A 26,839-nucleotide genomic window follows, 5' to 3' on the forward strand; every position below is an offset into this window, starting at 1 on the left:
TGGATGTATCCGGCCCTTGCCGTTCACATAAGAACGACAACCGGCCCATACCCCTTGATTGCTTCAGCTCGAACTGCGCCGTCCGCAGCGGCACCCCAGCGGACGCCCCATCAGCGCGCCTCGGGGTGCCGCTCCAGCCAGCGTGCCAACTCCTGGCGGTAGTGCGCCAGCTCCTGGTTGTAGAAGTCCCAGACGCAGGGGTCGCAGCCGCTCTCGCAGCATTCGCCGGGCTGCGGCTCGTCGGGTGGCACGGGGCGCGGGTCGTTGGCGGGGGTGGATGTCGTGGGCAGCGCGCTCATGCCTGGGCTCCGCCGTCATCGGCCGCAGCCACACCCGCGGCGATCAGCGCCAGCATGGCGTCTTCGTCCAGGATGGTCACGCCCAGGTCCTGGGCCTTGGTCAGCTTGCTGCCGGCTTCGGCGCCGGCGACCACGTAGTCGGTCTTCTTGCTGACCGAGCCCGACACCTTGGCGCCCGCGGCTTCCAGCATGTCCTTGGCCTGGTCGCGGCTCAGGGTGGGGAAGGTGCCGGTCAGCACAAAGGTCTTGCCGACCAGCGGCTTGGGCGCGCCGGCATCGCCGCTCGACTCGTCCCAGCGCACCCCGCAGGCGCGCAGCTGCGCCACCACCTCGCGGTTGTGCGGCTGGGCGAAAAAGGTGTGCACGCTCTCGGCCACGATGGGCCCGACGTCCGGCACGTCCAGCAGCTGCGCCACGCTGGCGTCCATCACGGCATCCAGGCTGCCGAAATGGCGCGCCAGGTCCTTGGCCGTGGTCTCGCCCACGTGGCGCACGCCCAGGCCGAACAGAAAGCGCGGCAGCGTCGCCTGTTTGGACTTGTCCAGCGCATCGACCAGGTTCTGCGCCGAGCGCGTGCCCATGCGCTCCAGGTTGGCCAGCGCGCTCAGGCCCAGGCGGTACAGGTCGGGCAAGGTGTTGACCAGGCCCGCGTCCACCAGCTGTTCGACGAGCTTGTCGCCCAGGCCTTCCACGTCCATGGCGCGGCGGTGGGCGAAATGCTTGATGGCCTCCTTGCGCTGCGCCGGGCACGAGATGCCGCCGCTGCAGCGCCAGTCGGCCTCGCCGGGCTCGCGCACGGCCTCGGCGCCGCAGATGGGGCACTGGTGCGGCATCTGGAACGGCAGCGCACCGGCCACGCGCTTGTCCACCAGGGTGCTGACGACCTCGGGGATCACGTCGCCCGCGCGGCGCACGATGACGGTGTCGCCGATGCGCACGTCCTTGCGCAGCACCTCGTCCTCGTTGTGCAGGGTGGCGTTGGTGACGGTGACGCCGCCGACGAACACCGGCGCCAGCTTGGCCACGGGCGTGAGCTTGCCGGTGCGGCCGACCTGGATGTCGATGGCCAGCACCGTGGTCATCATCTCCTGCGCCGGGTACTTGTGCGCCACGGCCCAGCGGGGTTCGCGGCTGACGAAGCCCAGCCGGCGCTGCAGCGCCAGCGCGTTGACTTTGTAGACCACGCCGTCGATGTCGAACGCGAGGCGGTCGCGCTGGCCGGCCACGTCGGCGTGAAAGGCCACCAGGCCAGCCGCATCGGGCACGGCCCGCACCAGCTCGGACACCGGGAAGCCCCAGGCCCGCAACTGCTGCAGCATGTCCCATTGCGTGGCGAACACCGGGCCGCCGTTGGCGGGCGGCGAGACCTCGCCCAGGCCATAGGCGAAAAAGCTCAGCGGCCGCTGGCGCGCGATGCCGGGGTCCAGCTGGCGCACGGCGCCAGCCGCCGCGTTGCGCGGGTTGACGAAGGTGCGCTCGTTCTTGGCCCCCTGGGCGATGCGCTCGCGCTGGCGTTCGTTCAGGCGCTCGAAATCGTCGCGGCGCATGTAGACCTCGCCGCGCACCTCGACCACCGGCGGCACGTTCGCACCCTGCAGACGCAGCGGAATCTGGCCGATGGTGCGGATGTTCTGCGTCACGTCTTCACCGGTTTCGCCATCGCCGCGCGTGGCGGCCTGCACCAGCACGCCGTGCTCGTAGCGCAGGCTCATGGCCAGGCCGTCGAACTTGGGCTCGGCGACGTAGCCGCCCTCGACCGGCGCGCCCTCGGGCAGCTCCAGCTCGCGGTGCACGCGCGCGTCGAAGGTGTAGGCGCCCTGCTCGCTGGTGTCGGTTTCGGTGCGGATGCTGAGCATGGGCACGCGGTGGCGCACCGGCGTGAAGCCGTCGAGCACGGCGCCGCCCACGCGCCGCGTCGGCGAGTCAGCCGTCAGCAAAGCGGGGTATTGCCCTTCCAGCGTCTGCAGTTCAACGAAGACACGGTCATACTCCGCATCAGGAACCGTGGGCTGATCGAGCACGTAATACTGATGGGCCCACTGGTTGAGCTGGGCGCGCAGCTGCAGCGCGCGCGCGGTGGCCTCGGCCAGTTTGCTGGCGATCAGGTCTGCGCCAGGCGCCTGGGTGTGTGGATCGGACATCTGGCTGTTTCCCCTGTGGTGGTGTGCATGGCGTGTGGGGCCCGCGCACGCGCGGCGGCGCAGCGGCCTGGGTGGGCGGGCGAGGCGTGATTCTAAGAAGTCCACCGTCCTCATCGGCCCGGCGGACAGCCGGCGCCCATCCGGCCGACGGCGCCCCGGTAGACAGCGCCTTGGACCGGCCCCTGCCAGGTTGCGCTGCACAGCGGCCGTGCATGGCGCGCTGGCCGCCATCGGGCACATCAGGCGGCCTCGGGCGCCAGGGCCAGGTCGACCAGGTGCTGCAAGGCCGGAGTGAGTTCGGTGCCCTGGCGGCGCACGATGAACAGGTCGCGCCGCACGGGCTTGAGGGCGTTGGCCAGCACCACCAGCTCGCCGCGCGCCACCGCGTCCTGCACCAGCAGCTCGGACAGGCAGGCCACGCCCAGGCCCGCCGCCACCCCCTGCACGATGGCCACGCCACTGCTCAGCGTGCAGGCCACGTCGATGCGGCCCAGCTGCGAAAACAGGGCCTGGTCAACGGCCTCGCGCGTGCCCGAGCCGGCTTCGCGCAGCAGCCAGCGCGCCTCGCGCAGGTCGGCCTTGGTGAGCGGGCGCCGCTGCGCCGCCTGGCTCAGCGGCGACTGAGGCGAGGCGACCAGCACCAGGTTGTCGCGGCGCCAGAACTGCACCTGCAGGCCGGGCTCATGACAAGGGCCTTCGATGAAGCCGAGATCGGCCTCGAACTGCATGAGCGCACGCACCACCTCGGCCGTGTTGCCGATCACCACGTCGGCCTGCGCACGCGGGAACGACGCCGACCAGCGGGCCAGCAGCTGCGGCAGCAGGCAGTTGCCGACGGTGGAGCTGGCCGCCAGGCGCAGCTTGACCGCCTGCAGGCCGGCCGCGGCGCCGAAGTCGGCCTCGATGGATTCGGCCTGCAGCACCAAGTTCTGCGCCCGCGGCAGCAGCGCGCGCCCCGCTTCGTTGAGGACCAGGCGCTGGCCCGCGCGCTCGAACAGGCGGATGCCGAGCGCGTGTTGCAGGTCGTTGATGGCGGCGCTGGTGGCCGATTGCGACAGCGCCATGGCCTCGGCCGCCGCCGTGGTGGTGCCAGTGCGCGCCACAGCGCAAAAGAGTTGCAGTTGCCGCAGGCTCAGGCGCACGGTGGCCTCCTATGCATATAACTGGTAGATATTAGCTTATTTATTTGTTTTACTTGTGAATGGACGCAGCCTAGAGTTCACCGCATGAACGCTGCCGCCACGCCCCTTTCTGCCGCGCCCGCCACACCCGGCCCGCCGGTCACACCTGCTGCCCTGCCCGGGCCCAGCCGGCTGCACCGGCGGATGCAACAGGTGCCCGGGCTGGCGCTGGCCGCGGGCCTGGCCGCGCTGGCGGTGGGGCTGGGCAGCTCGCCCTGGATGCGCGCCCACGGTCTGGGCGCGCTGACCCTGGCCGTGGTGCTGGGCCTGGTGGTGGGCAACACCGTGTACCCGCGTCTGGCCCGCCTGTGCGAGCCCGGCATCCAGCTGAGCAAATCGCGCCTCCTGCGACTGGGCATCGTGCTGTTCGGCCTGCGCATCACGCTGGCCGACCTGGGCGCCGTGGGCCCGGGCGCGCTCGTGGTCGATGCCCTCGTCATCGCCTCGACCTTCGGCCTGGCCTGCTGGCTGGGCATCCGCGTACTGCGCCTGGAGCCGCGGCTGGCCCTGCTGATCGGCGCCGGCAGCAGCATCTGCGGCGCCGCCGCCGTGGTGGCCACCACGCCGGTGGTCAAGGCGGACAGCGATCAGGCGGCGGTCGCCGTCGCCACCGTGGTGGTGTTCGGCACGCTGGCCATGTTCCTCTACCCCGCGCTGTGGCTGGTCGCGCGCGACGGCTTGGCGCTGGCGCCCCAGGCATTCGGCGTCTACATCGGGGCCACGGTGCACGAGGTGGCCCAGGTCGTGGCGGCGGGCAACATGATCGGCCCGCTGTTCACCGAAACCGCCCTGGTCACCAAGCTGGCGCGCGTGATGATGCTGGCGCCTTTTCTGCTGGGCCTGTCGGCCTGGCTGGCCTGGCGCGACACGTCGGTGGCGACGGCTCCGCGGGGCCAGCCGCTGCCGGGGCACGGCGCGGCCACCCACAGCCACACCGTGGCCCGCACCGGCGGCCCGTCGGGTCGGCCCTCGGCGCCAGCCGGCAGTCGGCTGGGAACGCTGCTGGCCACCATCACCATCCCGTGGTTCGCCTTCGGCTTTTTGGTGGCCGTGGCCGTGCACTCAACCGGGGTGCTGCCGCCCGCCGCAGTGACCGCGGCCAACGGCCTGGCCGACGGCCTGCTGGCCATGGCCATGGCGGCGCTGGGCGCCACCACGCACCTGCGCGCGATTCGCCAGGCCGGGCCACGCGCCGCGCTGCTGGCGGCGGCCTTGTTCGCCTGGCTGGTGCTGGGGGGTGGCCTGCTGAGCGTGCTGGCGTACGGCCTGGGTTGAGGCGTTTCGTGCCAGGCGAACACCTCGCGCGCCGAACAACAGGCGGTCGCGCTGCCCGTGGGCGTCTGCGGAAATTGGAATTCAGACTTATTGACCAGTATTCATCAATTGTCTTTTCATATTAGTCGAGTGTGACCTGATACTCCAACACACACCCTCTGCATCGAGCGTCCAAAGAGGCCAGGAACACCGAATTGCACGGGGCCTGGTGACGCGGAAGCCGCTTCAGCCGAGCGAGGTCTTCGTCAGCCGCATGGCGCCCGGAAACCGCCCCGGGCTTCAACCGATGTGAAGGGCGGCGTGATCCCTGCCCCGTCGCCCTCCGCACCGCCATCACCCGCAACGTGACCGCAACTTCCTCACCCTCTTTGCAGACCAGACACATTTCTTCGCACGCCCCTGCCGCAGGTGGGCCTACAGTGCGCAGCTGAGCATCCGGGTGACCTCGTCGTGCGGCGACACCCCCGGGCGCCGTCTGGAAAGGACACCTCACCATGTTCACCCCGCATCGCACCGCCGTGGGCGCCTTGGCCGGTTTGCTGTTGGCCAGCCTGGGAGGCTGCGCGGTCTATCCCCTGCCCTATGCGCCGCCGTATGCCTCGCCGGCCCACACGGTCAACAACGTGAACCCCGCCCTGGCCGGCCAGGCCATCTACGCCCCGGCCTACTCGGGCTATGGGGTGCCGGATGGCCGCTACGCCCCGGCCTACTCCGATCCTGGCTACGCAGGGGGCTATGCCGGTCAGCCCGCCTACGACTACCGTGCTGACGAGAGCCGCGCCTACGGAGGCCAGGCCTACAGCGACAGCACCGGCCAGGTGGTGGACGTCCGCCGCATCGGCTACCGCGCCAACCCGCAGGCCAGCGCGGCCGCGGGCACGGCCATTGGCGGCATCGTGGGCGGCGCCATCGGCAACAGCAGCGGCCACCGCTGGAACCGCGGCTCCAACACGCTCGCCGGGGTCATCGCCGGCGCGCTCATCGGCAGCGCCATCGGCACGGCCGCGTCCTACCAGACCACGGCCGTGATGTACCGCGTCACCGCCCGCATGGATTCGGGCAGCGTGCGCACGGTGGACTACGCCAACCCGCCGGCCATCCGCATCGGCGATCGCGTGGCCTTCGACGGCCAGCAGTTCTACCGCTGAGTACCGCGGGCGGCAGCAGCGGCCCGGTTCTGGGCACGCCCTGGCCTGGCAGCAGCCGGCACCCAAGAGGCCACACACCTTGCGCGCACAACGGGTGCGCCTCCCATCGGGACCCCCATGCCTGCATCGCGCCGCACGAAGTCACAGGCCTGACATGAGGTAGACGCCGTGGCGGGTTTGGCTTTTTCGCTAAGAAGGCAGTATGCATTCATTGCCGATGACATCAAAACGGAAATGAGCAGATACTGCCACCAATCTTACTTTTCCTGATGCGTCTTGGCTGGGCCAACGGTGGATTCAGAAACGGCCCGATGGGACGAAAAAAAGCCGCCTCCAGAGGGAAGCGGCTTGTTGGATGGACTGGGCGAAACGCCCAGAGACCTCATCACATGTGGTCGATCATGACCTGGCCAAAGCCCGAGCACGACACCTGGGTCGCACCGTCCATCAGGCGGGCGAAGTCATAGGTGACCTTCTTGCTCTTGATGGACTTGCCCATCGAGCTGATGATCAGGTCGGCCGCTTCGGTCCAGCCCATGTGACGCAGCATCATTTCGGCCGACAGGATTTCGGAACCGGGGTTCACGTAGTCCTTGCCAGCGTACTTGGGTGCCGTGCCGTGGGTGGCTTCGAACATGGCGACGGTGTCGCTCAGGTTGGCGCCCGGGGCGATGCCGATGCCGCCCACTTGCGCGGCCAGGGCGTCGGAGATGTAGTCACCGTTGAGGTTCAGCGTGGCGATCACGCTGTACTCGGCCGGACGCAGCAGGATCTGTTGCAGGAAGGCGTCGGCGATCGAATCCTTGATCACGATGTCCTTGCCGGTCTTGGGGTTCTTGACGTTGAGCCACGGGCCGCCGTCGATCTCCACGCCGCCGAACTCGTTCTTGGCCAGGTCGTAGGCCCAATCACGGAAGCCACCTTCGGTGAACTTCATGATGTTGCCCTTGTGCACGATGGTGACCGAAGGCTTGTCGTTGTCGATGGCGTACTGGATGGCCTTGCGCACCAGGCGCTCGGTGCCTTCCTTGGAGACCGGCTTCACGCCGATGCCCGAGGTTTCGGGGAAGCGGATCTTCTTCACGCCGAACTCATCTTGCAGGATCTTGATGAGCTTCTTGGCCTTGTCGGACTGGGCTTCGAACTCGATGCCAGCGTAGATGTCTTCCGAGTTCTCGCGGAAGATGACCATGTTGGTCTTCTGCGGCTCCTTGACGGGCGACGGCACGCCGTCGAAGTACTGCACGGGGCGCAGGCAGACGTACAGGTCCAGCTCTTGACGCAGGGCCACGTTCAGCGAACGGATGCCACCGCCCACGGGCGTGGTCAGCGGGCCCTTGATGGACACCACGTAGTCCTTGACGGCGGCCAGGGTTTCTTCGGGCAGCCACACGTCGGGGCCGTAGACCTTGGTCGACTTCTCGCCAGCGTAGACCTCCATCCAGTGGATCTTGCGCTTGCCGCCGTAGGCCTTGGCCACGGCAGCGTCCACCACCTTGAGCATCACCGGCGTGATGTCACCACCCGTGCCGTCGCCTTCGATGAAGGGGATGACGGGCTGGTCGGGCACGTTCAGCGAGTTGTCGGCGTTGACGGTGATTTTTTGCCCTTCGGCAGGCACTTTGATGTGCTGGTACGACATGTGTAAGGGTCTCCAAAAGAGGGGGATTGAGCGCAGTGCGCCAGGGCGCAAAACCTGCCCATTTTACTGAGAAAAAATGCCCTTTCCGGCACGGCAGGCCTTGTCAGCGCTGAAACGGCGGGGATGCACCCGTGCGCCGGTTCAAGCCGCCGGAAGCCGGACGCCAGGGGTGCGCACACCCTGCGCGCGCCGACCTCGGGCGCCTGGCCTGCCAGGTGCGCTGGCCGAGTCACCCCACAGTGCGCACCGCCTGCGCAGGCCGGGACCGACACGTGTCGAAGACAACTCGCTGACCGCCTTCATCGCGACCTGCGACAGAAAGCCTTGGCGCGTGGCGCGACAGTCGCACCCTTCCTGTCTCAGACGTGGGCCACCAGCTCGGCGGCGTCGAGCTGGGCCTGGGCCTGCTGCACCGATGCGCGGCCCAGCATGCGCGCATGGTGCGCCGCGATGCGCGGGAACTCGGCCATGTCCACGCCATCGCCGGCCAGCCAGCCCGTCATGGTGAACAGGTAGCCATCGGCAACGCTGAAGCCCTCCTTCATCACCCAGTCGCCCTGCAGGTGGTTGGCCTCGATGAAGGCGCAGCTGTCGCGCATGTTCTGCGGCACCTTGGCCTGCATGGCGCGCTGGGCGGCTTCGTCGTCGGCCCAGCGCACGGCGCGCGGCCGGTGGGCGTGCGAGACGTGCATGGTCGAGGCCAGGTAGGCGTTGAAGGCCTGCAGCTGGGCGAAGGCGAACGGGTCACGCGGCGCCAGCCCGGCCTGTGGAAACGCCTGCGCCACGTAGGCCAGCAAGGCCACGGTTTCGGTCAGCACGCCGTGGGGCGTGCGCAGCGCCGGCACACGGCCCTTGGGGTTGAGGGCGAGGTAGCGCGCATCGCGCTGGGCCTGCTGGGCAAAGTCCAGCAGCACCAGCTCGAAATCGGCCTGCGCCTCGATCAATGCAATGTGGGTGGCGAGCGCGCAGGTGCCACGCGCCGAGTAGAGTGTCAAATCAGCCATGTGTGAAGTCCTTGCGGCAGTATCAGTCCATCGCCGTTATCCATAAGACGGCAACAAGCCGATACTCAGTCAGTTTTAATGCGTTCGAACACCGCCATGCTTTCCACGTGGGCGGTGTGGGGGAACATGTTGACCACGCCGGCCGCCGTGCAGCGGTAGCCCGCGCGGTGCACCAGCAGGCCGGCATCGCGCGCCAGCGTGGCCGGGTTGCAGCTCACGTAGACGATGCGGCGGGGCGGCTGCCAGCCTTGCGCGGCCTGGGCCAGGCGGTGCAGCTCGGCTTGCTCGTCGGCATCGGCGTCCACGGCCTCGCCGCGTGCCAGCCGCTGCGCCTGGTGCAGGTCGGCCAGGGCCTTGGCCAGGGCGAACGCCCCTTCGCGCGGGGGGTCGACCAGCCATTTGCCGGCCACGCCATCGGCCACGATGCGCTCGCCCGTCATCTCGAACAGATTGCGCGCCAAGAACCCGGTGGGCGCCAGCGCGCCCAGCCCCTGCGTGTCGCGCGCGGCGCTGTTGTGCGCCCAGTTGGCCTTGGCGCGCTCGACCAGCGCATCGCTGCCCTCGATGCCCAGCACCTCGCGGCCCTGCGTCGCCAGCGGCAGCGTGAAATTGCCCAGGCCGCAGAACCAGTCGATGACGCGTTCGTCGCGCTGCACGTCCAGCAGGCGCAGCGCGCGGCCCACCAGCACCTGGTTGATGAAGGGGTTGACCTGGGTGAAGTCCGTGGGCTTGAACGGCATGCGGATGCCGAATTCGGGCAGCGCGTAGCTCAGCGGCTGCGCAGCGGCGGCGGCCTCGTCCATGGGATGCACAGTGTTCGGCCCCTTGGGCTGCAGCCACCATTGCACGCCGTGCTCGGCGGCAAACGCGCGCAGGCGTTCCTGGTCAGCGGGCGACAGCGGCTCGAGGTGCCGCAGCACCAGCACCGTCACCTCGTCGCCGCAGGCCAGCTCGATCTGCGGGCAGGTCTCGCGCGCCTCCATGCCGAAGATCAGCGCGCGCAGCGGCAGCAGCAAGGCGCTGACGTGGGGCGGCAGCACCTTGCACGTGCGGATGTCGGCCACGTAGCGGCTTTTGCGTTCGTGAAAGCCGATCAGCACCTCGCCCTTTTTGTGCACGTGGCGCACGGACAGGCGGGCGCGGAAGCGGTAGCCCCAGGTCGGCCCCTGAATCGGTGCGAGCACGCGCTCTGCCTTGACCTTGCCCAGGTGCCACAGGTTGTCTTCGAGCACCCGCTGCTTCACGGCCACCTGCGCCCGCGCTTCGAGGTGCTGCACCTTGCAGCCGCCGCAGGCGCCGGCGTGCAGGCCGGCATGCGGGCAGCCCGGCGTCACGCGCTGGGCCGACTCGCGGTACACGGTGGTCACCGTGCCGGCTTCCCAGGCGTTTTTCTTGCGGTGGATGTTGGCCTCCACCCACTCGGTGATCAGCGCGCCGTCGACGAAGGCCACCTTGCCATCGGGCTTGCGCGCGATGCCCTTGCCCTCGATGTCGAGCGAGGCGATGTACAGCGCGGACTCGGGCACATTGGCCGGGCGCGGGGGCAGGTCGACCGGCAGCGTGGGCGCATCGGCCGTCTGCTCGGTCGACAAAGGGGCTGAAGCCGCCGCATCGGGGGCGGACCGGGACGCGCTCTCGGGCGCGGACGTCATCGTGGCACTCATGCCCCGATTGTCGCAGCGGCGAGGCCGGCGAAGCGTGCCGCCCTTGCCGCAGGCCCCGGCGCGGCGGGGGCGCACCCCAGCCGGGCCGCGGGCACCGCGACGGGCAAAGGCTGGTCGTCACGCCTTCACGCTTCTGAGCAGTATTCGTTCATTCTCGTTCACATATAAACGGCCATGCATCCATACTGCATCACACCACAGCCATCAAATGATGCGCGAGAAGCGCGCGCGGTCGAGATCGGTCTGCAGGTGCTTGTCGAACACCATGGCGATGGCCCGCACGAAGTACCAGCCCAGCGGGGTCACGCGCAGGGCGCGGGCATCCAGCGTCACCAGTCCCTCGGCCACCAGCGGCTGCAGCCGCCTCAGTTCGGCGTCGAAATGGCTGGCAAAGCGCACGCCGTGGCTGGTCTCCAGCGCCTCGATGTCCAGCTCGCCCTGGCACATCACGGCCATGATGACGGCGCGGCGCAGCAGGTCTTCGCGCGTCAGCGCCAGGCCGCGCACCACGGGCAGGTGCCCGCGGGCGATGGCGTCGGCGTACGCCTCCAGCGTCTTGGCGTTCTGGCTGTAGGTGGCCCCCACGCGGCCGATGGCCGACACCCCCAGCGCAATGAGGTCCGAATCGGGCTGGGTGCTGTAGCCCTGGAAGTTGCGCTGCATGCGGCCCTGGCGCTTGGCCACAGCCAGTGCGTCGCCGGGCAGCGCGAAGTGGTCCATGCCGACGTGCTCGTAGCCCAGCTCGCCCAGCTGCGCGATGGCGTTGGCCAGCATCTGCAGCTTGTCGGCCGGCGACGGCAGGTCGCCATCGGCAATGCGGCGCTGCGGCTTGAAGCGCTGCGGCAGGTGGGCGTAGGCATACAGCGCCACGCGGTCGGGCCGCATCTGCCCCAGCTGTTCCAGCGTGCGCGCGAACGAAGCCGGCGTTTGCTTGGGCAGGCCGTAGATCAAGTCGGCGTTGATGGCGTCGAAGCCCAGCTCGCGCGCGTCGGCGGTCAAGGCCAGCACCTGCTCGGCCGGCTGCACGCGGTGCACGGCCTGCTGCACCGCGGGGTCGAAGTCCTGCACGCCAAAGCTCAGGCGGTTGAAGCCCAGCTGCGCCAGGTGCGCGAGCCGCTCGCGCGTCACCGTGCGGGGGTCGATCTCGATCGCGTACTCGCCGCCGGGCACCAGCTCGAAGTGGGTCTTGAGCGCATCCATGAGCTCGGCCAGCTCGGCGTCGCTCAGGAACGTGGGCGTGCCGCCCCCCAGGTGCAGCTGGCTCACGCGCGGGCGCACCGGCCCGGCGGCGTCCGCCAGGTGGCGCACGTGCAGGGCCAGCTCCGCCTTGAGCAACTGCAGGTACTCGGCCCCGCGCGACTTGTGCCGCGTGACGATTTTGTTGCAGGCGCAGTAGTGGCACAGCTGCTCGCAGTACGGAATGTGCACGTAGACCGACAGCGGCCGGACCGCGCGCGGCCCGGCACGGCGCGCCAGGCGCAGGGCCGCCACGTAGTCGGCTTCGCCGAAGGCGTCCACGAAACGGTCCGCCGTGGGGTAGGACGTGTAGCGCGGCCCGGACACATCGTGGCGGCGCAACAGGTCGGGCGTGGGCATCGGAGCGGCTGGCATGGTCACACTGTCGCGCAGCCGATGAGCGTGCGGTTTGACCCAGGTCAAACCGGCCGCAATGAAGGCCCCCGCCCCGCGGCGGGCTGGGTCAAAATGACCTGCACCTACACCCCCCGGAAGTCAGCCCTCTGACTTACACTGAATCGGCCATGACCCTTCCCGCCACCCACGTCGCCTGCTCCAACTGCAACCTGCGCGACCTGTGCCTGCCCGTGGACCTGAGCCCGGAGGAGATGTCGCGGCTGGATGCGCTGGTGACGACCCGGCGCAAGGTGCTGCGGGGCGGCCACCTGTTCTCGAGCGGCGACCCCTTCAGCTCGCTGTTCGCCGTGCGCACGGGGTTTTTCAAGACCGCCGTCACCACGCCCGACGGCCGCGATCAGGTGACGGGGTTTCAGATGGCGGGCGAAATCATCGGCCTGGACGGCCTGGCCCAAGGCCACTACTCGTGCGACGCCATCGCACTCGAAGACTCCGAGGTCTGCCTGATGCCGTTCGAGCGCGTGGAGGAGTTCTCGCGCGCCATCCCCGCCCTGCAGCAACACGTGCACCGCGTGATGAGCCGCGAGATCGTGCGCGAACACGGCGTCATGATGCTGCTGGGCAGCATGCGCGCCGAAGAGCGCCTGGCCACCTTCCTGCTCAACCTGGTGCAGCGCCTGCACGCGCGGGGCTTCTCGCAGTCCGAGCTGGTGCTGCGCATGACGCGCGAGGAAATCGGCAGCTACCTGGGCATGAAGCTCGAAACCGTGAGCCGCACCTTTTCCAAGTTCGCCGAAGCGGGCGTGGTCGAGGTCAAGCAACGCCACGTGCGCATCCTGAACACCGATGCGCTGGAGCGCATGACCCAGGCCATCACCCAGTGACGATGGCGGGTACGCCGGGGGCCACGGCCGTGTTCACGCCGGGGCGACCGCAGGCAGCTGGCATACTCTTGCACCTTCCAGCCTGAGCGGGTTTGTCTCGCACAGGCTGTTCCCCGAACAACCCGCAACGGGAGTATGGGCAGATCGGCGTTTAAGCATGAACGGGCATCAGCGCATACCCCAACCAACGCTGTGTAATCCGGCCCCGGTGCCGGCCTGGCGATCGCGCCCATGAAAAACTACCCCGGCAACCTGTACGTCGTCTCGGCCCCCAGTGGCGCGGGCAAATCGAGCCTGGTCAAGGCACTGATGGAAGTCGACCGCGGCATCAAACCCTCGGTGTCGCACACCACGCGCGCGCCACGCGGCCAGGAAAAGCACGGCCGCGAGTATTACTTCATCTCCGAGGCCGAATTCGACCGCATGGAAGGCCGCCAGGCCTTCTTGGAATACGCGGAAGTGCATGGCAACCGCTACGGCACCTCGCGCGAGGGCATCGAACGGTGCATGAACGAGGGTGACGACGTGATCCTGGAGATCGACTTCCAGGGCGCCCTGCAGGTGCGCAAGCAGTTCGACAACGCCAACCTGATCTTCATCCTGCCGCCCAGCTGGGACGAATTGCGCGCCCGCCTGATGCGCCGCGGCGAGGATTCCCCCGAGGTGATCGAGAAGCGCCTGGCCAATGCCCGCCAGGAAATGGCCCAGGCCAACCGGTTCGACTTCGTTATAATCAATGAGTTATTCGAGCGGGCCCTGTTTGACCTCAAGGCCATCGTTCACGCGCAGCGGCTGCGCTACGCCGCACAGCGTCAAGCCCGCGAGGACGTGTTTGCCGGACTGGACATTCCCTGAGTGCCCGGCTTCGAGCGCCCTGCCAAACCGCCTCATCTCGACTCCTCAAGTCCTTCCAAGCAAAGCACACCATGGCCCGCATCACCGTTGAAGACTGCCTCGACAAGATCCCCAACCGCTTTCAGCTGGTGCTCAGCGCCACCTACCGCGCCCGCATGTTGAGCCAGGGTCACACGCCCCGCCTCGAGAGCCACAACAAGCCCGTGGTGACCGCCCTGCGCGAAATCGCGGCCGGCAAGGTCGGCGTCGAAATGCTCAAGAAAGTCCCCTGAGCAACACTGCGGCGTTCTCGCCACAAAAGCACCTGTTGAAGGTGCTTTTTTGTTGCCTGCACCTACGATGCGCCTTTGTTTGGCGCGTTAAAGTCTCTGAATGAGTGCCCTTTCCCCCCGTCTGACCACCCAGCCCAAGCCGGAACAAGGAACCGGTGAGCGGCAGGCTGTGGCCAACGCGGCCGCCGCCAGCTTTGCTGCACTCGTCAACAAGATCAGCTACCTGAACGACGCCGACATCGACCTCGTGCGCCGGGCCTATCGCTTTGCCGATCAGGCCCACCTGGGGCAGTGGCGCAAGAGCGGCGAGCCTTACATCACCCACCCCATTGCCGTCGCCAGCCAGTGCGCCGAGTGGAAGCTGGACGCCCAGGCGCTGTCGGCCGCGCTGCTGCACGACGCCATGGAGGATTGCGGCGTCACCAAGGATGACCTCATCGAGCAGTTCGGCCCGCAGGTGGCGCACCTGGTCGACGGCTTGACCAAGCTGGACAAGGTGCAGTTCACCACGCGCGAAGAAAACCAGGCCGAGTCTTTCCGCAAGATGCTGCTGGCCATGGCCAAGGACATCCGCGTCATCCTGATCAAACTGGCCGATCGCACGCACAACATGCGCACCATGGGCGACATGCCGCGCAGCAAATGGCAACGCATCGCCACCGAGACGCTGGAGATCTACACGCCGCTGGCCCAGCGCCTGGGCCTGAGCCAGACCTACCGCGAGCTGCAGGACCTGTCGTTCAAGTACCTGCGCCCCTGGCGCTACAGCGTGCTGGCCAAGGCCGTGGCCAAGGCGCGCAACCGCCGCCAAGACCTGCTGGCCCAGGTGCAGCAGGCGGTCGAGGCCTCGTTCGGCCGCAGCAAGCTCATGGTGCAGGTCAGCGCGCGCGAGAAATCGCTCTACTCCATCTACCGCAAGATGGAAGACAAACACCTCTCGTTCGCCCAACTGCACGACGTCTACGGCCTGCGCATCGTCACCCACAGCGTGGCCGACTGCTACGCCGCCATCGGCGTGCTGCACCAGACCTACAAGCCGGTGCCCGGCCGCTTCAAGGACTACATCGCCATCCCCAAGTCGAACGGTTACCAGTCGCTGCACACCACGCTGGTGGGGCCGGCCAACGTCAACATCGAGTTCCAGGTGCGCACCCAGGCCATGGACGTGGTGGCCGAAACCGGCATCGCCGCGCACTGGCTGTACAAGGCCACCCACCAGCCCCTCAACGCCGATGACGGCGGCGAACCACTGGGCGCCAGCTGGCTGGACTCGCTGATGAACATCCAGAGCGAGACCCGCGACGCCACCGAGTTCTGGGAAAACGTCAAGGGCGATCTCTTCCCCGATGCGATCTACGTGTTCTCGCCCAAGGGGCGCATCGTCTCGCTGCCGCGCGGGGCCACGGTCATCGATTACGCCTACGCCATCCACTCGGACCTGGGCGATCACTCGGTGTCGGCGCGCATCAACGGCCAGCAGGTGCCCCTGCGCAGCGAAATCAAGAACGGCGACGTGGTCGAGATGACCACCGACGACGACGCCATGCCCAACCCGGACTGGCTCAGCTTCGTGCGCACGGGCCGCGCCCGCTCCAGCATCCGCCACCAGCTCAAGAACCTGGCGCAATCGGCCTCGGTGCGGCTGGGTGAACGGCTGCTCGCGCGGGCCATGCGCGCCGAGGGGTTTGCCGACATCCCCACCCCCGACCACCCGGCCTGGGCGGCCTTGCTGCACCTGACCGGCAACCGCGACCGCGACGAGCTGTTTGCCGACATCGGCATGGGCAAGCGCATCGCCAACCTGGTGGCCAAGCGCCTCGTCGAATCGCTGACCGCGGCCGGCGACCGACCCGATGCGCTGGTCATGTCGCGCGAACGCTTCACCGCGCACGAGGCCCCGCAGAGCACCATCACGCTCGATGGCAGCGAAAGCTCATCGGTCAAGTACGCGAGTTGCTGCCGCCCCATTCCGGGCGACGCCATCGTGGGCTACCTGGGCCGTGGTGAGGGCCTGGTCATCCACACCGAAGACTGCGCCGTCGCCCGCCGCCTGCGCAGCCGCGACGCCGAGCGGTTCGTGCCCGTGGTCTGGTCCGAGAAGCCCACGCGCACCTTCGATGCCGGCATCGTCGTCACCGTGGCCAACCACCGCGGCGTGCTGGCCAACGTGACCACGGCCGTGACGCAGGCCGGCGCGGACATCGAGCACCTCAGCATGACGGATGGCTCGCGCCAGGACGCCGGCGAGCTGCGCCTGGTGCTGGCCGTGGCCGACACCAGCCAGCTCGACCACGTGATGCGCCAGGTCAGCCGGCTGCCCTCGGTGCTGCGCGTGCAGCGCATCAAGCCGGCGGCCGCGGGCGACTGACCCTCACGCGGGCGCGCGATCTGGCGGCCGTTCGGCCGCCTCGGCGGGCCCCTTGTGGCTTCAGGTGCTGGGCCGCGGACCGATGCTTGGTCCATCCTGGGCTGACGCCAACCGTTGTCGCGCCGACCGTCAGCCGGGTCGCATCCTTGCCCAGCTGTGCAGACCTCACAGTCGACCACCAAAACTCAGGCAGTATGCTGCCTTTCCCGTTGATCAGTCATCGGAAGTATCGGGATACTCTACCTCCAACACTTCAATCTCCTTCACCCCAGCCGGCGTGAGCAGCTTGAGCACGTCGCCCACCCGGCTTTTGAGCAAGGTGCGGGCGATCGGCGAAATCCAGCTCACCTGGTGGGCGCTGGCGTCGGCCTCGTCGATGCCCAGGATGGTGACCGTGCGCGCCACGTCGTCCTCGTCGACGTAGGTCACCGTGGCGCCGAAGAACACCTGGTCGTTGCCATGGTGCACGGCGGGGTCGGTCACCTCGGCGGTCTCCAGGCGTTTGGTCAGGAAGCGGATGCGGCGGTCGATCTCGCGCAGGCGCTTCTTGCCATACAGGTAGTCGCCGTTTTCCGAGCGGTCGCCGTTCTTGGCCGCCCAGTGCACGGTCTCCACGATCTTGGGGCGCTCGTCGTCGATGAGGCCCAGCAATTCGGCCTTGAGGCGCCGGTAGCCCGTCGGCGTCATGTAATTGCGCGCACCCTGCGGTAACTGGGGCAAGCTGACGTCGCCGTCCTCGTCGTCTGCGTCGTCGCGCTCTTTGACAAATGCTTTGTTCATGTGGTCTGCTGCCCCACTTCGGGGCGTTCGTGCTGGTCAGCGCCTCCAACGGGCGAGAACATGTCCCGCACTGCAGTTTGGAGGGCGACCGAAACGGTTGGTTATCGAGACGTGCGTCTCACAAATCAAATTACAATGCCCGAAAATCCGATTGAGAGACATTGCGGATAAAATCGCGGGTTGATCTTTTGTCACGCGATCGACACACCTGACACGGCCCGCCGTGCGCACGCTTTAGAGTGACAGCGTAGACCTGATGGCCCAGCCCAGCACCACGTTCGACCTTCATTTCAAAAAGAGAGTAACCCATGACGCCTGAAGCCATCCTTGAACAGTACGGTCCGCGCGAGGCCATGGAATACGACGTGGTCATCGTGGGCGGCGGCCCCGGTGGTCTGGCCACGGCCATCCGTCTGAAGCAGCTGGCGGCCGAGAAAGGGCAGGAGATCAGCGTCGTCGTGCTGGAAAAGGGTTCCGAGCCCGGCGCCCACATCCTGTCGGGCGCCATCATGGACCCCAAGGCCATCACCGAGCTGATCCCCGACTGGAAGGAAAAAGGCGCGCCGCTGAACCAGCCGGTGACCGAGGACGCTTTCCTCATCCTGAGCGAAACCGGTGCCCTGCGCACGCCCGGCTTTGCGTTGCCTCAGTGCTTCGACAACCACGGCAACTACATCGTGCGCCTGGGCGAAGTCGTGAAGTGGCTGGGTGAGCAGGCTGAAGCCCTCGGCGTGGAAATCTTCCCGGGCTTTCCGGCCACCGAAGTCGTCTACAACGACGATGGCTCCGTCAAGGGCGTGGCCACCGGCAACATGGGCATCGGCAAGGACGGCGAGCCTGGCCCCGAATTCCAGCTCGGCATGGAGCTGCACGGCAAGTACACCATTTTTGCCGAGGGCGCGCGGGGCCAGCTGGGCAAGCAGCTGATCGCCAAGTTCAAGCTCGACGAAGGCCGCGACCCCCAGAGCTACGGCATCGGCATCAAGGAACTGTGGGAAATCGACCCCTCGCGCTTCAAGGCTGGCCTGGCCCTGCACAGCGCCGGCTGGCCGCTGGACACCGACACCTACGGCGGCGCCTTCATGTACCACCTGGGCGACAACCTGGTCGCGCTGGGCTACGTGGTGGGCCTGAACTACAGCAACCCCTACCTGAGCCCGTTCGAGGAATTCCAGCGCTGGAAGACGCACCCGAACATCAAGTACTACTTCACCGACGACGAAGGCAACGTGACCGCCAAGCGTCTGCAGTACGGTGCCCGCGCCATCACGGCCGGCGGCCTGTTCGCCCTGCCCAAGACCGTGTTCCCGGGCGGCGCGCTGGTCGGCTGCGATGCCGGCTACCTGAACGCCAGCCGCATCAAGGGCAGCCACGCCGCCATCAAGACCGGCATGCTGGCCGCCGAAGCCGCGTTCGAGGCCATCCAGGCCGGCCGCCAGGGCGACGAGCTGACCGCCTACCCCGAAGCCTTCGAAAAGAGCTGGCTGTACGCCGAGCTGCGCAAGGACCGCAACTACAAGAACTGGTTCAAGAAGGGCCTGTACACCGCCATCGTGATGACCGGCATCGAGCAAAAGCTGCTGGGCGGCAACATCCCCTGGAACCTGCACCGCGACAAGCCCGATCACCTCTACCTCAAGCCCGCGGCCGAGAGCAAGAAGATCGAGTACCCCAAGCCCGATGGCAAGCTGACCTTCGACCGACTGTCCAGCGTGTTCATCAGCAACACCAACCACAGCGAGAACCAGCCAGCTCACCTGACGCTGAAGGATGCCTCGGTGCCCGTGCGCATCAACTACGCGAAGTTCGCCGGCCCTGAAGCACGCTACTGCCCGGCAGGCGTCTACGAATTCGTGACAGACGAGTCCGCCGAAGGTGGCGAGCGCCTGCAGATCAACGCCCAGAACTGCGTGCACTGCAAGACCTGCGACATCAAGGACCCGACGCAAAACATCGTCTGGGTGGCGCCCGAAGGCGGCGGCGGCCCCAACTACTCCGGCATGTGATGTCCCGCCCGCCACCACGGCGGGCCTGCATCCCACCCAAGCGAGGTGCCGCAAGGCACCTCGCTTTTTTGCGGGCGCAGCCCGGTCGCCACAGCCGGTGAAGCCATCGGCCTCATGCCGGTTCTGCCAGAATCATGCCGCGACCGCCGTTGCGCAGGCTTCGCCGGCCCGATACTGCACGATGACGCTAACCAGACCCGCTCCGGAGCAACCATGACCATCGAAGACCGCATCAAACCCTTTGTCCTCGTACGAGGCAGCAAAAGCACCTCGGTCATCCTCGGTGCTGGCCGCTGGCAACAGGCGATCTTCGATGAGCGCGCGGCAGACGGTTTTCAGGGCAGCGGTTACGACTGGGCGTCTGTCGCCGACGTCTTTCTGGACGACACCCAGCCCGCCTGGCGCGCCGACATCCGCTTCGACCCCGAGGCGGACATGTTCTGCGCCTACTCGACCGAGGTCACATCCCTCGAAGCCTTCGCCCTGGCGCCTGCGCCGACATCGCTCGCCTGCGCGACATGCTGGCCCGCGCCGAGCTGGACTGAGGCGGCCGGCGCACGGCTCACGCGCTCGGGTTTGCTGCATCACGGCTCGTGATTCGATCGGCATGAGGCCACTCGCGTGCCGAGAGCCCACCACCCGCTCCGTCATCCCGGGCAGATCAACCGTGTCCCGCGCAAGCCCACCGCCAGGCCGCATCCGGTCGCACAATCCGCGTCAGACGTCCACGCAGGCTGCCATACCCCCTCAGTTTCGCGATGCCTTGCACAGACGACCGACCAGCGCTCAGGTCCGCATCATTCAGTGCCGTGATGTCAGGGACGCTCATGGGCCGCGGGCGATGAACGACAAGATTCACGGGCTCAGGAAGACCATGAATTCTGAGTCGCCACCCCATGAAAAAACCCGCCGAAGCGGGTTCTCTTGGGTATGCCAGCGCGGCGAACAAAATGGCGACGGGAATCGCCGCATACTGCCCAGCCGCCTGTTAATCACGCTTCGCGCGAAGCGCGCTTGCGCTCGTGTTCCTTCAGGAAGCGCTTGCGCAGGCGGATGCTCTTGGGGGTGATCTCGACCAGCTCGTCGTCCTCGATGAACTCGACGCCGTACTCCAGCGTGAGGTCGATGGGCGGCGTGATCTTGATCGCGTCTTCCTTGCCGCTGACGCGGAAGTTGGTCAGCTGCTTGGTGCGCGTGGCGTTCACGATCAGGTCGTTGTCGCGGCTGTGGATGCCGACGATCATGCCTTCGTACACGGGGTCGTTGGCCTTCACGAACATGCGACCGCGGTCGTCCAGCTTGCCCAGCGCGTAGGTGAAGATCTCACCGTCATCCATCGAGATCAGCACGCCGTTCTTGCGGCTGGCGATCTCGCCCTTGTGCGGCTCGTAGCTGTCGAACACGTTGCCGATCAGGCCAGAGCCGCGGGTCAGGTTCAGGAACTCGTTCGTGAAGCCGATCAGGCCACGCGCCGGAATGCGGTACTCCAGGCGCACGCGGCCGCGGCCATCGGGCTCCATGTTGACCAGCTCGCCCTTGCGCTCGCCCAGCGCCTGCATCACGCCGCCTTGGTGGCTTTCCTCGATGTCGGCCGTCACCAGCTCGATGGGCTCGCAGCGCACGCCATCGATCTCGCGGAACAGCACGCGCGGCTTGGAGACGGCCAGCTCGTAGCCTTCACGACGCATTTCTTCCAGCAGGATGGTCAGGTGCAGTTCACCGCGGCCGGCCACTTCGAAAATGCCGTCTTCGTCGGTTTCACGCACGCGCAGGGCGACGTTCGAGCGCAGCTCTTTTTGCAGGCGGTCCCAGATCTGGCGGCTGGTGACGAACTTGCCTTCGCGACCGGCCAGCGGGCTGGTGTTCACGCAGAAGTTCATGGTCAGCGTGGGCTCGTCGATCTTCAGCATCGGCAGCGGCTGCGGGTTGTCGATGGACGTCAGCGTCACGCCAATGCCCAGGTCTTCGATGCCGTTGACCAGCACGATGTTGCCGGGACCGGCCTCGGTCACCTGCACGCGGTCCAAGCCCTGGAAGGTCAGCACCTGGTTCACGCGGCCCTTGTACTGCTTGCCCTCGGGGCCTTCCATGACCAGCACATCCTGGCCGGGCCGGACCACACCGGCGTTCACGCGGCCCACGCCGATGCGGCCCACGAACGTGGAAAAGTCCAGGGCCGAGATCTGCAGCTGCAGCGGCGCGCTCGCGTCCCCACTGTGCTCGGGCACGTGCTTCAGGATGGTTTCGAACAGGGCGGACATGTCCTTGCCCCATTGCTCACCCGGCGCACCCTCTTCCAGCGACGTCCAGCCGTTGATGCCCGAGGCATACACCACGGGGAAATCGAGCTGCTCGTCGGTCGCGCCCAGCTTGTCGAACAGGTCGAAAGCGGCGTTGATGACCTTGTCGGGGTTGGCGCCGGGCTTGTCGACCTTGTTCACGACCACGATGGGGCGCAGGCCGAGGGCCAGGGCCTTCTTGGTCACGAAGCGCGTCTGCGGCATGGGGCCTTCCTGCGCGTCGATCAGCAGCACCACGCCGTCCACCATGGACAGCGCGCGTTCCACTTCGCCGCCGAAGTCGGCGTGCCCCGGTGTGTCGAGGATGTTGATGTGCGTGCCCTGCCAGCTCACGGCGCAGTTCTTGGCCAGGATGGTGATGCCGCGCTCGCGTTCGATGGCGTTGTTGTCCATCACGGTGTCGACGACTTTTTCGTGCTCGGCAAAGGTGCCGGACTGGCGCAGCAGCTGGTCGACCATGGTCGTCTTGCCATGGTCAACGTGCGCGATGATGGCGATGTTGCGAATCGGGGTGCTCATTGTGAAACGTGCCTTCGATGAAATGGGTACGCGGTTGCGAAAATGGGATGTATCGAGTTGCGTCGGTTTGAGGGCCAACGACACATGCGGTGTACTGCCTGAGAATTCGAATGATGATGCGTCAGGCTCATCGCAGGCGGTGGCGCTTTCGGAGGGCGGTCGTCACGGTGCTCAACTCCCGTCGAAGGTGAAGAGCGCCGTGCGGCTGCGAGGCTCGAACACCTCAGCGGCGTCCGGACAAGCCAAGAAGCCAGGCTGCACTGTGCGAATGTCGGACTGCTCAAACATGGTCTGCTCCTGCCCGTCTCAGCGGCCCGTCGCCGGTGCGTCCTGACCGGTGGGCTGCGCGGCGTGTCCATGGCCTGGCTCACCGGCTTGCTGCATCCCCCACGCCTGCACCAGCGTCTGCTCGACCTCGGCCGGGCTCAGCAAGCGATCGGGAATCAGCTCACCTGAGTACACATGGGCGACACCCAGCAGGGCCACGGGATTTTGCCCATACACCGCCACCGCGTCGCTGTTGGCCCAGGGGCCACGACGGCGCATGCCGGACAGGAAGCGCCCCGCGTCATGCGCAGGCAGATCGACGCGCGTGTGGCCCGCCAACAGGCAGTCGGTGGGCTGCACGGCAGCCAGACGCTGCGCCTCGGACATGGTTTCGAGCTGTTCGATGGTCACGCACTGCGCGGCCAGCAGGCCGCCCGTCTCCACACGGCGCAGGCGCGTGAGGTGGCCGCCGCAGCCCAGCGCCAGCCCGATGTCTTCGCCCAGGGTGCGGATGTAAGTGCCTTTGCTGCAGCGCACGGTCAAATGCAAAACGGGTTCACCTGCGTCATTACAGGCCAACTGCATGTCCAGCGCGTGAATGTCGACCTGGCGCGGCGCGCGCTCCACCTCGACGCCCGCACGCGCGTACTCATACAGCGCCTTGCCATCCTTTTTCAGCGCGCTGTGCATGGGCGGCACCTGCGCAATCGCCCCGGTGAACCGGGCGCGCACGGCAGCCAGGCGCTCCGGCGTCAACATGTCCGGTGTGACGGTGACGCGCGCGACGACCTCCCCTTCGGCATCGGCGGTGGTGGTGCGCACGCCCAGCAGCACCGTGGCTTCATAGGTCTTGGGCGCATCGAGCTGCAGCTGGCTGAATTTGGTGGCGGCACCAAAGCACAGCGGCAGCACCCCCGTGGCCAAGGGGTCCAGCGTGCCGGTGTGGCCGGCTTTTTCCGCGCGCAGCAGCCACTTCACCTTTTGCAAGGCCTGGTTGCTGGACCAGGTCAGCGGCTTGTCGAGCAGCACGACGCCATGCACGGGGCGGCGCTGGATGCGCGCACTCGGCGCGCGGCGCGCATCCTGCGCCGGGGTCGCAACACCGTCGAGGTCGGTCCGGGACTCGGCCCCCCCCACGGGGGCACGTCCCCCTGGGGATGGCCCTGTCATCGTCATCCTTGCTCGTCGTTGTCCTTGGCGCGCGACGACACCGCCTTGGCGATCAAGGCGTTCATGTCGGCCGCGTGCTCGGTCGTGCGGTCGTACACGAAGTGCAGCGTGGGCACGGTGTGGATGTGCAGGCGCTTGAACAACCCGTTGCGCAGGAAGCCTGCGGCCGCGTTCAAGCCCTCGGCGCTGGCGTCCGGATCGCCCACGAGCAGGCTGAAAAACACCTTGGCATGCGCATAGTCGGGCGTCAGCTCGATTGCATTGATCGTGACCATGCCCACGCGCGGGTCCTTGAGCTCGCGCGCGATCAGCTCGGACAGATCGCGCTGGATCTGGTCGGCGACCTTGTAGCTGCGGTTGGTGGGAGACTTCTTGGTGGCCATGTCAAACACGCGAAAGGTGAGACGGTGCAGGCGCAGGACGCGGGCGCACGTGCGCCCATGATGGAACGGAGTATGAGGCCATTGCCGTTCAGCACTGAACGGCAACCACCGCATACTCCTGATCATGCCATCCACCCTTGTGCATGCAACGGGTGAATGCATCCCATGCGCCTGACGATCACAGGGTGCGCGCGATCTCCTTGATCTCGAAGATTTCCAACTGATCGCCTTCGGCGATGTCGTTGTAGTTCTTCAGCTTGATGCCGCACTCGAAGCCTTCCTTGACTTCCTTCACGTCGTCCTTCATGCGCTTGAGCGATTCCAGCTCGCCCGAGTAGATGACGACGTTGTCGCGCAGCAGGCGGAAATGTGCATCGCGCTTGACGACGCCCGAGGTGACCATGCAACCGGCCACGGTGCCGATCTTGGTCGCCACGAACACGGTGCGGATCTCGGCCATGCCGATGACTTCCTCGCGCCGCTCGGGGGCCAGCATGCCCGACATGGCCGACTTCAGCTCATCCACGGCGTCGTAGATGATGTTGTAGTAACGGACATCCACGTCGTTGCCTTCGGCCGTCTTGCGTGCCTGCACGTCGGCACGCACGTTGAAGCCGATGATGATCGCGCCCGAGGCAATGGCCAGGTTCACGTCCGACTCGCTGATGCCGCCCACGCCGGCATACACCAGCTGCACACGCACTTCCTCGGTCGACAGCTTGAGCAGCGAAGCGGCCAGCGCCTCTTGCGAGCCCTGCATGTCGGCCTTGATGATGATGGGCAGCGTCTGCACGTCGCCCGCCTGCATCTCGGCAAACACGTTCTCGAGCTTGGCCGCCTGTTGCTTGGCCAGCTTGGTGTTGCGGAACTTGCCAGCGCGGTAGGTCGCGATTTCGCGCGCCCGGCGCTCGTCCGACAGCACCACGAAGTCGTCGCCCGCCTGCGGCACGTCGCCCAGACCCTGGATTTCGACCGGAATCGACGGGCCAGCGGTCTTCACCGGCTTGCCGTCTTCGTCCAGCATGGCCCGCACACGACCCGAGGTCTGACCGGCCAGCACCACGTCGCTGACGCTCAGCGTGCCGGATTGCACCAGCACTGTGGCCACAGGACCGCGGCCCTTGTCCAGACGGGCTTCGATCACGATGCCCTTGGCAGCGGCCTCGACCGGTGCCTTGAGCTCCAGCACTTCGGCTTGCAGCAGCACCTGTTCGAGCAGCTCGTCGATGCCCATGCCGGTCTTGGACGACACGGCCACGAACGGCGAATCACCACCGTACTCTTCGGGCACGACCTCTTCACCCACCAGCTCCTGCTTGACCTTGTCGGGATTGGCATCGGGCTTGTCGGCCTTGGTGATGGCCACCACGATCGGCACCTTGGCCGCCTTGGCGTGCTTGATGGCTTCCTTGGTCTGCGGCATGACACCGTCGTCCGCAGCGACCACCAGGATCACGATGTCCGTCGCCTGCGCACCACGGGCACGCATGGCCGTGAAGGCTTCGTGACCCGGGGTATCCAGGAAGGTGACCGCGCCACGCGGCGTGGACACCGAATACGCACCGATGTGCTGCGTGATGCCGCCGGCTTCGCCCGCCGCCACTTTCGAGCGACGGATATAGTCCAGCAGCGAGGTCTTGCCGTGGTCGACGTGACCCATGACGGTGACCACCGGCGCGCGCTGCAGCGCCTCGCCTGCAGCCGCCTGTTCGTCTTCGGCCGAGAAGGCTTCGGGATCGTCGAGCGCAGCCACCTTTGCCACGTGGCCCATTTCCTCGACCACGATCATGGCCGTGTCCTGGTCCAGCGGCTGGTTGATGGTGACCATTTGACCCAGCTTCATCAACTGCTTGATGACCTCGGAAGCCTTGACCGACATCTTGTGCGCGAGCTCGCCCACGGTGATGGTCTCGGGCACATGCACTTCGATGGCGCGGTGTTCGACCGGTGCCGCTGCATGCTGCTGGTGATCGTCGCGACCACGACGGCCGCGGCCGGAACCACTCTTCCAGTTGTTGCCACGCGAGTTGCCTGCGTCGCCACCGCGAGTGGGCAAGCCCTTCTTCTTGGCAGGCGAGTCGCCGGCCCAGCTGGACGACAGCTTGGACGACTTGACTTCCTTGGCACCACCTGCGGGCGGACGCGCACCACCGGCCGCAGGGCGCGCACCGGCAGCCGGTTTGGCCGCAGCGGTCTTGGCCTCGGGCGTCGCAGCCTTGGTCTCTTCGGGACGCTTGGCCACGAGCACCTTGCGGGGCGCGTTCATCATGTTGCGGATGGCTTCGGCCTCGGCCAAGGCCTTGCGGCGGCGCTCTTCCAGGTCCTTGGCACGGGCGGCTTCCTCGTCGGCCTGCGCCTTGGCGGCGTCGGCCTTGGCCTGGGCTTCGGCCGCGACCTTGTCCTCGGCTGCCTGCTTGGCCTGGCGTTGTGCGTCCTGTGCCTTGGCCACTTCCTCGGCACGGGCGCGCTCCAGCGCCTGCAAGTCTTCCACCAGGTTCACGCGCGCTCCCACTTTGGGCTTGGGTGCATCTTTTTTGGCCTGAGCGGCTTCGGCATCCGCCTTGGCTTTGGCCGCAGCCTGGGCTTCGCGCTCGGCTTGCTCACGCGCAGCCTGCTCGGCAGCGGCTTTGGCCCGCTCAGCCTCGGCCGCTTCGGCGGCTTCGCGTTCGCGGCGGCTGCGCTCCAGCGCTTCTTCCTGCTTGCGCAGCTGTTCGGCCTGTTCGCGCGCGGCTTCCTCACGGCGCGCCAATTCGGCCTGTTGCTGCTCGGAGGTGTTGGCGCCCTCGTCCTCGTCGCGTTTGACGAAGGTGCGCTTCTTGCGCACCTCGACCTGAATCGTGCGGGCCTTGCCGGTGGCATCGGCCTGCTTGATCTCGCTGGTGGACTTCTTGGTCAGCACAATCTTGCGACGCTCGCTCGTGCCATGTGCAGCCTGCAGATGGTTGAGCAGCTTTTGCTTGTCGGATTCGGTGAGCAAGTCATTGGCCGAGCGCTTGGGCACACCGGCCGCTTCAAGCTGCTCGATCAACTGCTCGGACGTTTTCTTGAGTTCATTGGCGAACTCGGCAACCGTATTGCTGGACATATT

Annotated in this window: 20 protein-coding genes; 8 read left to right on the forward strand and 12 right to left on the reverse strand. The window is 67.1% G+C overall.

What is annotated here, in order from left to right:
* Window positions 1–110 precede the first annotated feature (110 nt).
* The 3 genes from CCO03_RS13865 to CCO03_RS13875 form a co-directional block, all read right to left on the reverse strand.
* On the reverse strand, window positions 111–299 hold the full coding sequence (locus CCO03_RS13865) for an oxidoreductase-like domain-containing protein (protein ID WP_087281974.1): 189 nt from the start codon (window positions 297–299) through the stop codon (window positions 111–113).
* Window positions 296–2,440, reverse strand: a complete 2,145-nt coding sequence (gene ligA, locus CCO03_RS13870; protein WP_087281976.1) for an NAD-dependent DNA ligase LigA — start codon at window positions 2,438–2,440, stop codon at window positions 296–298. Before ligA ends, CCO03_RS13865 begins: the two co-directional genes overlap by 4 nt.
* 239 nt (window positions 2,441–2,679) lie before the next feature.
* On the reverse strand, window positions 2,680–3,582 hold the full coding sequence (locus tag CCO03_RS13875; protein ID WP_087281978.1) for a LysR substrate-binding domain-containing protein: 903 nt from the start codon (window positions 3,580–3,582) through the stop codon (window positions 2,680–2,682).
* A gap of 84 nt (window positions 3,583–3,666) precedes the next feature.
* Here CCO03_RS13875 and CCO03_RS13880 point away from each other — a divergent pair, with 84 nt between their 5' ends.
* Both CCO03_RS13880 and CCO03_RS13885 read left to right on the forward strand, forming a co-directional pair.
* The gene (locus CCO03_RS13880; protein ID WP_236903832.1) at window positions 3,667–4,896 is read left to right on the forward strand and encodes a YeiH family protein; all 1,230 of its coding nucleotides are present in this window, start codon (window positions 3,667–3,669) and stop codon (window positions 4,894–4,896) included.
* Window positions 4,897–5,390: 494 nt separating this feature from the next.
* A complete protein-coding gene (locus CCO03_RS13885) occupies window positions 5,391–6,044 on the forward strand; it encodes a glycine zipper 2TM domain-containing protein (RefSeq protein WP_087281982.1) in 654 nt (217 codons plus the stop codon).
* Window positions 6,045–6,429: 385 nt separating this feature from the next.
* Here the strand turns inward: CCO03_RS13885 and icd are convergent, their stop codons facing one another.
* From icd to hemN, 4 genes are all read right to left on the reverse strand, one after another.
* A complete protein-coding gene (icd, locus tag CCO03_RS13890; RefSeq protein WP_087281984.1) occupies window positions 6,430–7,686 on the reverse strand; it encodes an NADP-dependent isocitrate dehydrogenase in 1,257 nt (418 codons plus the stop codon).
* A 359-nt stretch (window positions 7,687–8,045) separates the two neighbouring features.
* Complete coding sequence (locus CCO03_RS13895) at window positions 8,046–8,690, reverse strand: glutathione S-transferase family protein (protein WP_087281986.1); 645 nt, start codon at window positions 8,688–8,690, stop codon at window positions 8,046–8,048.
* Window positions 8,691–8,755: 65 nt separating this feature from the next.
* Window positions 8,756–10,354 (reverse strand): 23S rRNA (uracil(1939)-C(5))-methyltransferase RlmD, encoded by a 1,599-nt coding sequence (gene rlmD, locus CCO03_RS13900; protein WP_236903833.1) that lies wholly within the window; start codon window positions 10,352–10,354, stop codon window positions 8,756–8,758.
* A gap of 204 nt (window positions 10,355–10,558) precedes the next feature.
* Window positions 10,559–11,965 carry an oxygen-independent coproporphyrinogen III oxidase gene (gene hemN / locus CCO03_RS13905; protein WP_236903836.1) on the reverse strand — a complete coding sequence of 469 codons (1,407 nt, stop codon included), beginning with the start codon at window positions 11,963–11,965 and terminating at the stop codon, window positions 10,559–10,561.
* Window positions 11,966–12,114: 149 nt separating this feature from the next.
* On the opposite strand from hemN, the gene CCO03_RS13910 reads away from it, so the two are divergent.
* The 4 genes from CCO03_RS13910 (at window position 12,115) to CCO03_RS13925 (ending at window position 16,326) form a co-directional block, all read left to right on the forward strand.
* A complete protein-coding gene (locus tag CCO03_RS13910; protein WP_087281992.1) occupies window positions 12,115–12,831 on the forward strand; it encodes a helix-turn-helix domain-containing protein in 717 nt (238 codons plus the stop codon).
* Window positions 12,832–13,062: 231 nt separating this feature from the next.
* Window positions 13,063–13,686 carry a guanylate kinase gene (gene gmk, locus CCO03_RS13915; RefSeq protein ID WP_087281994.1) on the forward strand — a complete coding sequence of 208 codons (624 nt, stop codon included), beginning with the start codon at window positions 13,063–13,065 and terminating at the stop codon, window positions 13,684–13,686.
* Between the two features lie 71 nt (window positions 13,687–13,757).
* Entirely contained in the window at window positions 13,758–13,958 is a 201-nt protein-coding gene (rpoZ, locus tag CCO03_RS13920; RefSeq protein WP_087281996.1) for a DNA-directed RNA polymerase subunit omega, read from the forward strand.
* A 100-nt stretch (window positions 13,959–14,058) separates the two neighbouring features.
* Window positions 14,059–16,326, forward strand: a complete 2,268-nt coding sequence (locus CCO03_RS13925) for a RelA/SpoT family protein (RefSeq protein WP_087281998.1) — start codon at window positions 14,059–14,061, stop codon at window positions 16,324–16,326.
* A gap of 213 nt (window positions 16,327–16,539) precedes the next feature.
* On the opposite strand, the gene greB is transcribed toward CCO03_RS13925, so the two are convergent.
* Window positions 16,540–17,106 (reverse strand): transcription elongation factor GreB, encoded by a 567-nt coding sequence (gene greB, locus CCO03_RS13930; RefSeq protein WP_087282001.1) that lies wholly within the window; start codon window positions 17,104–17,106, stop codon window positions 16,540–16,542.
* 308 nt (window positions 17,107–17,414) lie between these two features.
* On the opposite strand from greB, the gene CCO03_RS13935 reads away from it, so the two are divergent.
* Together CCO03_RS13935 and CCO03_RS20195 are read left to right on the forward strand one after the other, a co-directional pair.
* Window positions 17,415–19,112: an electron transfer flavoprotein-ubiquinone oxidoreductase gene (locus tag CCO03_RS13935; protein WP_087282003.1), complete on the forward strand. Its 1,698-nt coding sequence runs from the start codon at window positions 17,415–17,417 to the stop codon at window positions 19,110–19,112.
* 45 nt (window positions 19,113–19,157) lie between these two features.
* Window positions 19,158–19,709: an Imm51 family immunity protein gene (locus CCO03_RS20195; RefSeq protein ID WP_205690305.1), complete on the forward strand. Its 552-nt coding sequence runs from the start codon at window positions 19,158–19,160 to the stop codon at window positions 19,707–19,709.
* Window positions 19,710–20,104: 395 nt separating this feature from the next.
* On the opposite strand, the gene typA is transcribed toward CCO03_RS20195, so the two are convergent.
* The 4 genes from typA to infB form a co-directional block, all read right to left on the reverse strand.
* Window positions 20,105–21,931 (reverse strand): translational GTPase TypA, encoded by a 1,827-nt coding sequence (typA, locus tag CCO03_RS13945; protein WP_087282005.1) that lies wholly within the window; start codon window positions 21,929–21,931, stop codon window positions 20,105–20,107.
* A 306-nt stretch (window positions 21,932–22,237) separates the two neighbouring features.
* Entirely contained in the window at window positions 22,238–23,368 is a 1,131-nt protein-coding gene (truB, locus tag CCO03_RS13950; protein ID WP_087282007.1) for a tRNA pseudouridine(55) synthase TruB, read from the reverse strand.
* A gap of 2 nt (window positions 23,369–23,370) precedes the next feature.
* Window positions 23,371–23,751 (reverse strand): 30S ribosome-binding factor RbfA, encoded by a 381-nt coding sequence (gene rbfA / locus CCO03_RS13955; protein ID WP_087282009.1) that lies wholly within the window; start codon window positions 23,749–23,751, stop codon window positions 23,371–23,373.
* A 178-nt stretch (window positions 23,752–23,929) separates the two neighbouring features.
* Window positions 23,930–26,836 (reverse strand): translation initiation factor IF-2, encoded by a 2,907-nt coding sequence (infB, locus tag CCO03_RS13960; RefSeq protein WP_087282010.1) that lies wholly within the window; start codon window positions 26,834–26,836, stop codon window positions 23,930–23,932.
* Window positions 26,837–26,839 lie beyond the last annotated feature (3 nt).

This window comes from Comamonas serinivorans (assembly GCF_002158865.1).
GTDB classification, from domain to species: Bacteria; Pseudomonadota; Gammaproteobacteria; order Burkholderiales; family Burkholderiaceae_C; genus Comamonas_E; species Comamonas_E serinivorans.

What these genes read in the sequence shown, in the direction of transcription:
- CCO03_RS13880 (WP_236903832.1), top strand. Translation starts at nt 3,667, where the DNA reads ATGAACGCTGCCGCCACGCCCCTTTCTGCCGCGCCCGCCACACCCGGC.
- CCO03_RS13910 (WP_087281992.1), top strand. Translation starts at nt 12,115, where the DNA reads ATGACCCTTCCCGCCACCCACGTCGCCTGCTCCAACTGCAACCTGCGC.
- hemN (WP_236903836.1), bottom strand. Translation starts at nt 11,965, where the DNA reads ATGCCAGCCGCTCCGATGCCCACGCCCGACCTGTTGCGCCGCCACGAT.
- typA (WP_087282005.1), bottom strand. Translation starts at nt 21,931, where the DNA reads ATGAGCACCCCGATTCGCAACATCGCCATCATCGCGCACGTTGACCAT.
- rbfA (WP_087282009.1), bottom strand. Translation starts at nt 23,751, where the DNA reads ATGGCCACCAAGAAGTCTCCCACCAACCGCAGCTACAAGGTCGCCGAC.
- greB (WP_087282001.1), bottom strand. Translation starts at nt 17,106, where the DNA reads ATGAACAAAGCATTTGTCAAAGAGCGCGACGACGCAGACGACGAGGAC.
- infB (WP_087282010.1), bottom strand. Translation starts at nt 26,836, where the DNA reads ATGTCCAGCAATACGGTTGCCGAGTTCGCCAATGAACTCAAGAAAACG.
- icd (WP_087281984.1), bottom strand. Translation starts at nt 7,686, where the DNA reads ATGTCGTACCAGCACATCAAAGTGCCTGCCGAAGGGCAAAAAATCACC.
- CCO03_RS13885 (WP_087281982.1), top strand. Translation starts at nt 5,391, where the DNA reads ATGTTCACCCCGCATCGCACCGCCGTGGGCGCCTTGGCCGGTTTGCTG.
- CCO03_RS13895 (WP_087281986.1), bottom strand. Translation starts at nt 8,690, where the DNA reads ATGGCTGATTTGACACTCTACTCGGCGCGTGGCACCTGCGCGCTCGCC.
- CCO03_RS13865 (WP_087281974.1), bottom strand. Translation starts at nt 299, where the DNA reads ATGAGCGCGCTGCCCACGACATCCACCCCCGCCAACGACCCGCGCCCC.
- truB (WP_087282007.1), bottom strand. Translation starts at nt 23,368, where the DNA reads ATGACAGGGCCATCCCCAGGGGGACGTGCCCCCGTGGGGGGGGCCGAG.
- gmk (WP_087281994.1), top strand. Translation starts at nt 13,063, where the DNA reads ATGAAAAACTACCCCGGCAACCTGTACGTCGTCTCGGCCCCCAGTGGC.
- rpoZ (WP_087281996.1), top strand. Translation starts at nt 13,758, where the DNA reads ATGGCCCGCATCACCGTTGAAGACTGCCTCGACAAGATCCCCAACCGC.
- ligA (WP_087281976.1), bottom strand. Translation starts at nt 2,440, where the DNA reads ATGTCCGATCCACACACCCAGGCGCCTGGCGCAGACCTGATCGCCAGC.
- CCO03_RS13925 (WP_087281998.1), top strand. Translation starts at nt 14,059, where the DNA reads ATGAGTGCCCTTTCCCCCCGTCTGACCACCCAGCCCAAGCCGGAACAA.
- CCO03_RS13935 (WP_087282003.1), top strand. Translation starts at nt 17,415, where the DNA reads ATGACGCCTGAAGCCATCCTTGAACAGTACGGTCCGCGCGAGGCCATG.
- rlmD (WP_236903833.1), bottom strand. Translation starts at nt 10,354, where the DNA reads ATGAGTGCCACGATGACGTCCGCGCCCGAGAGCGCGTCCCGGTCCGCC.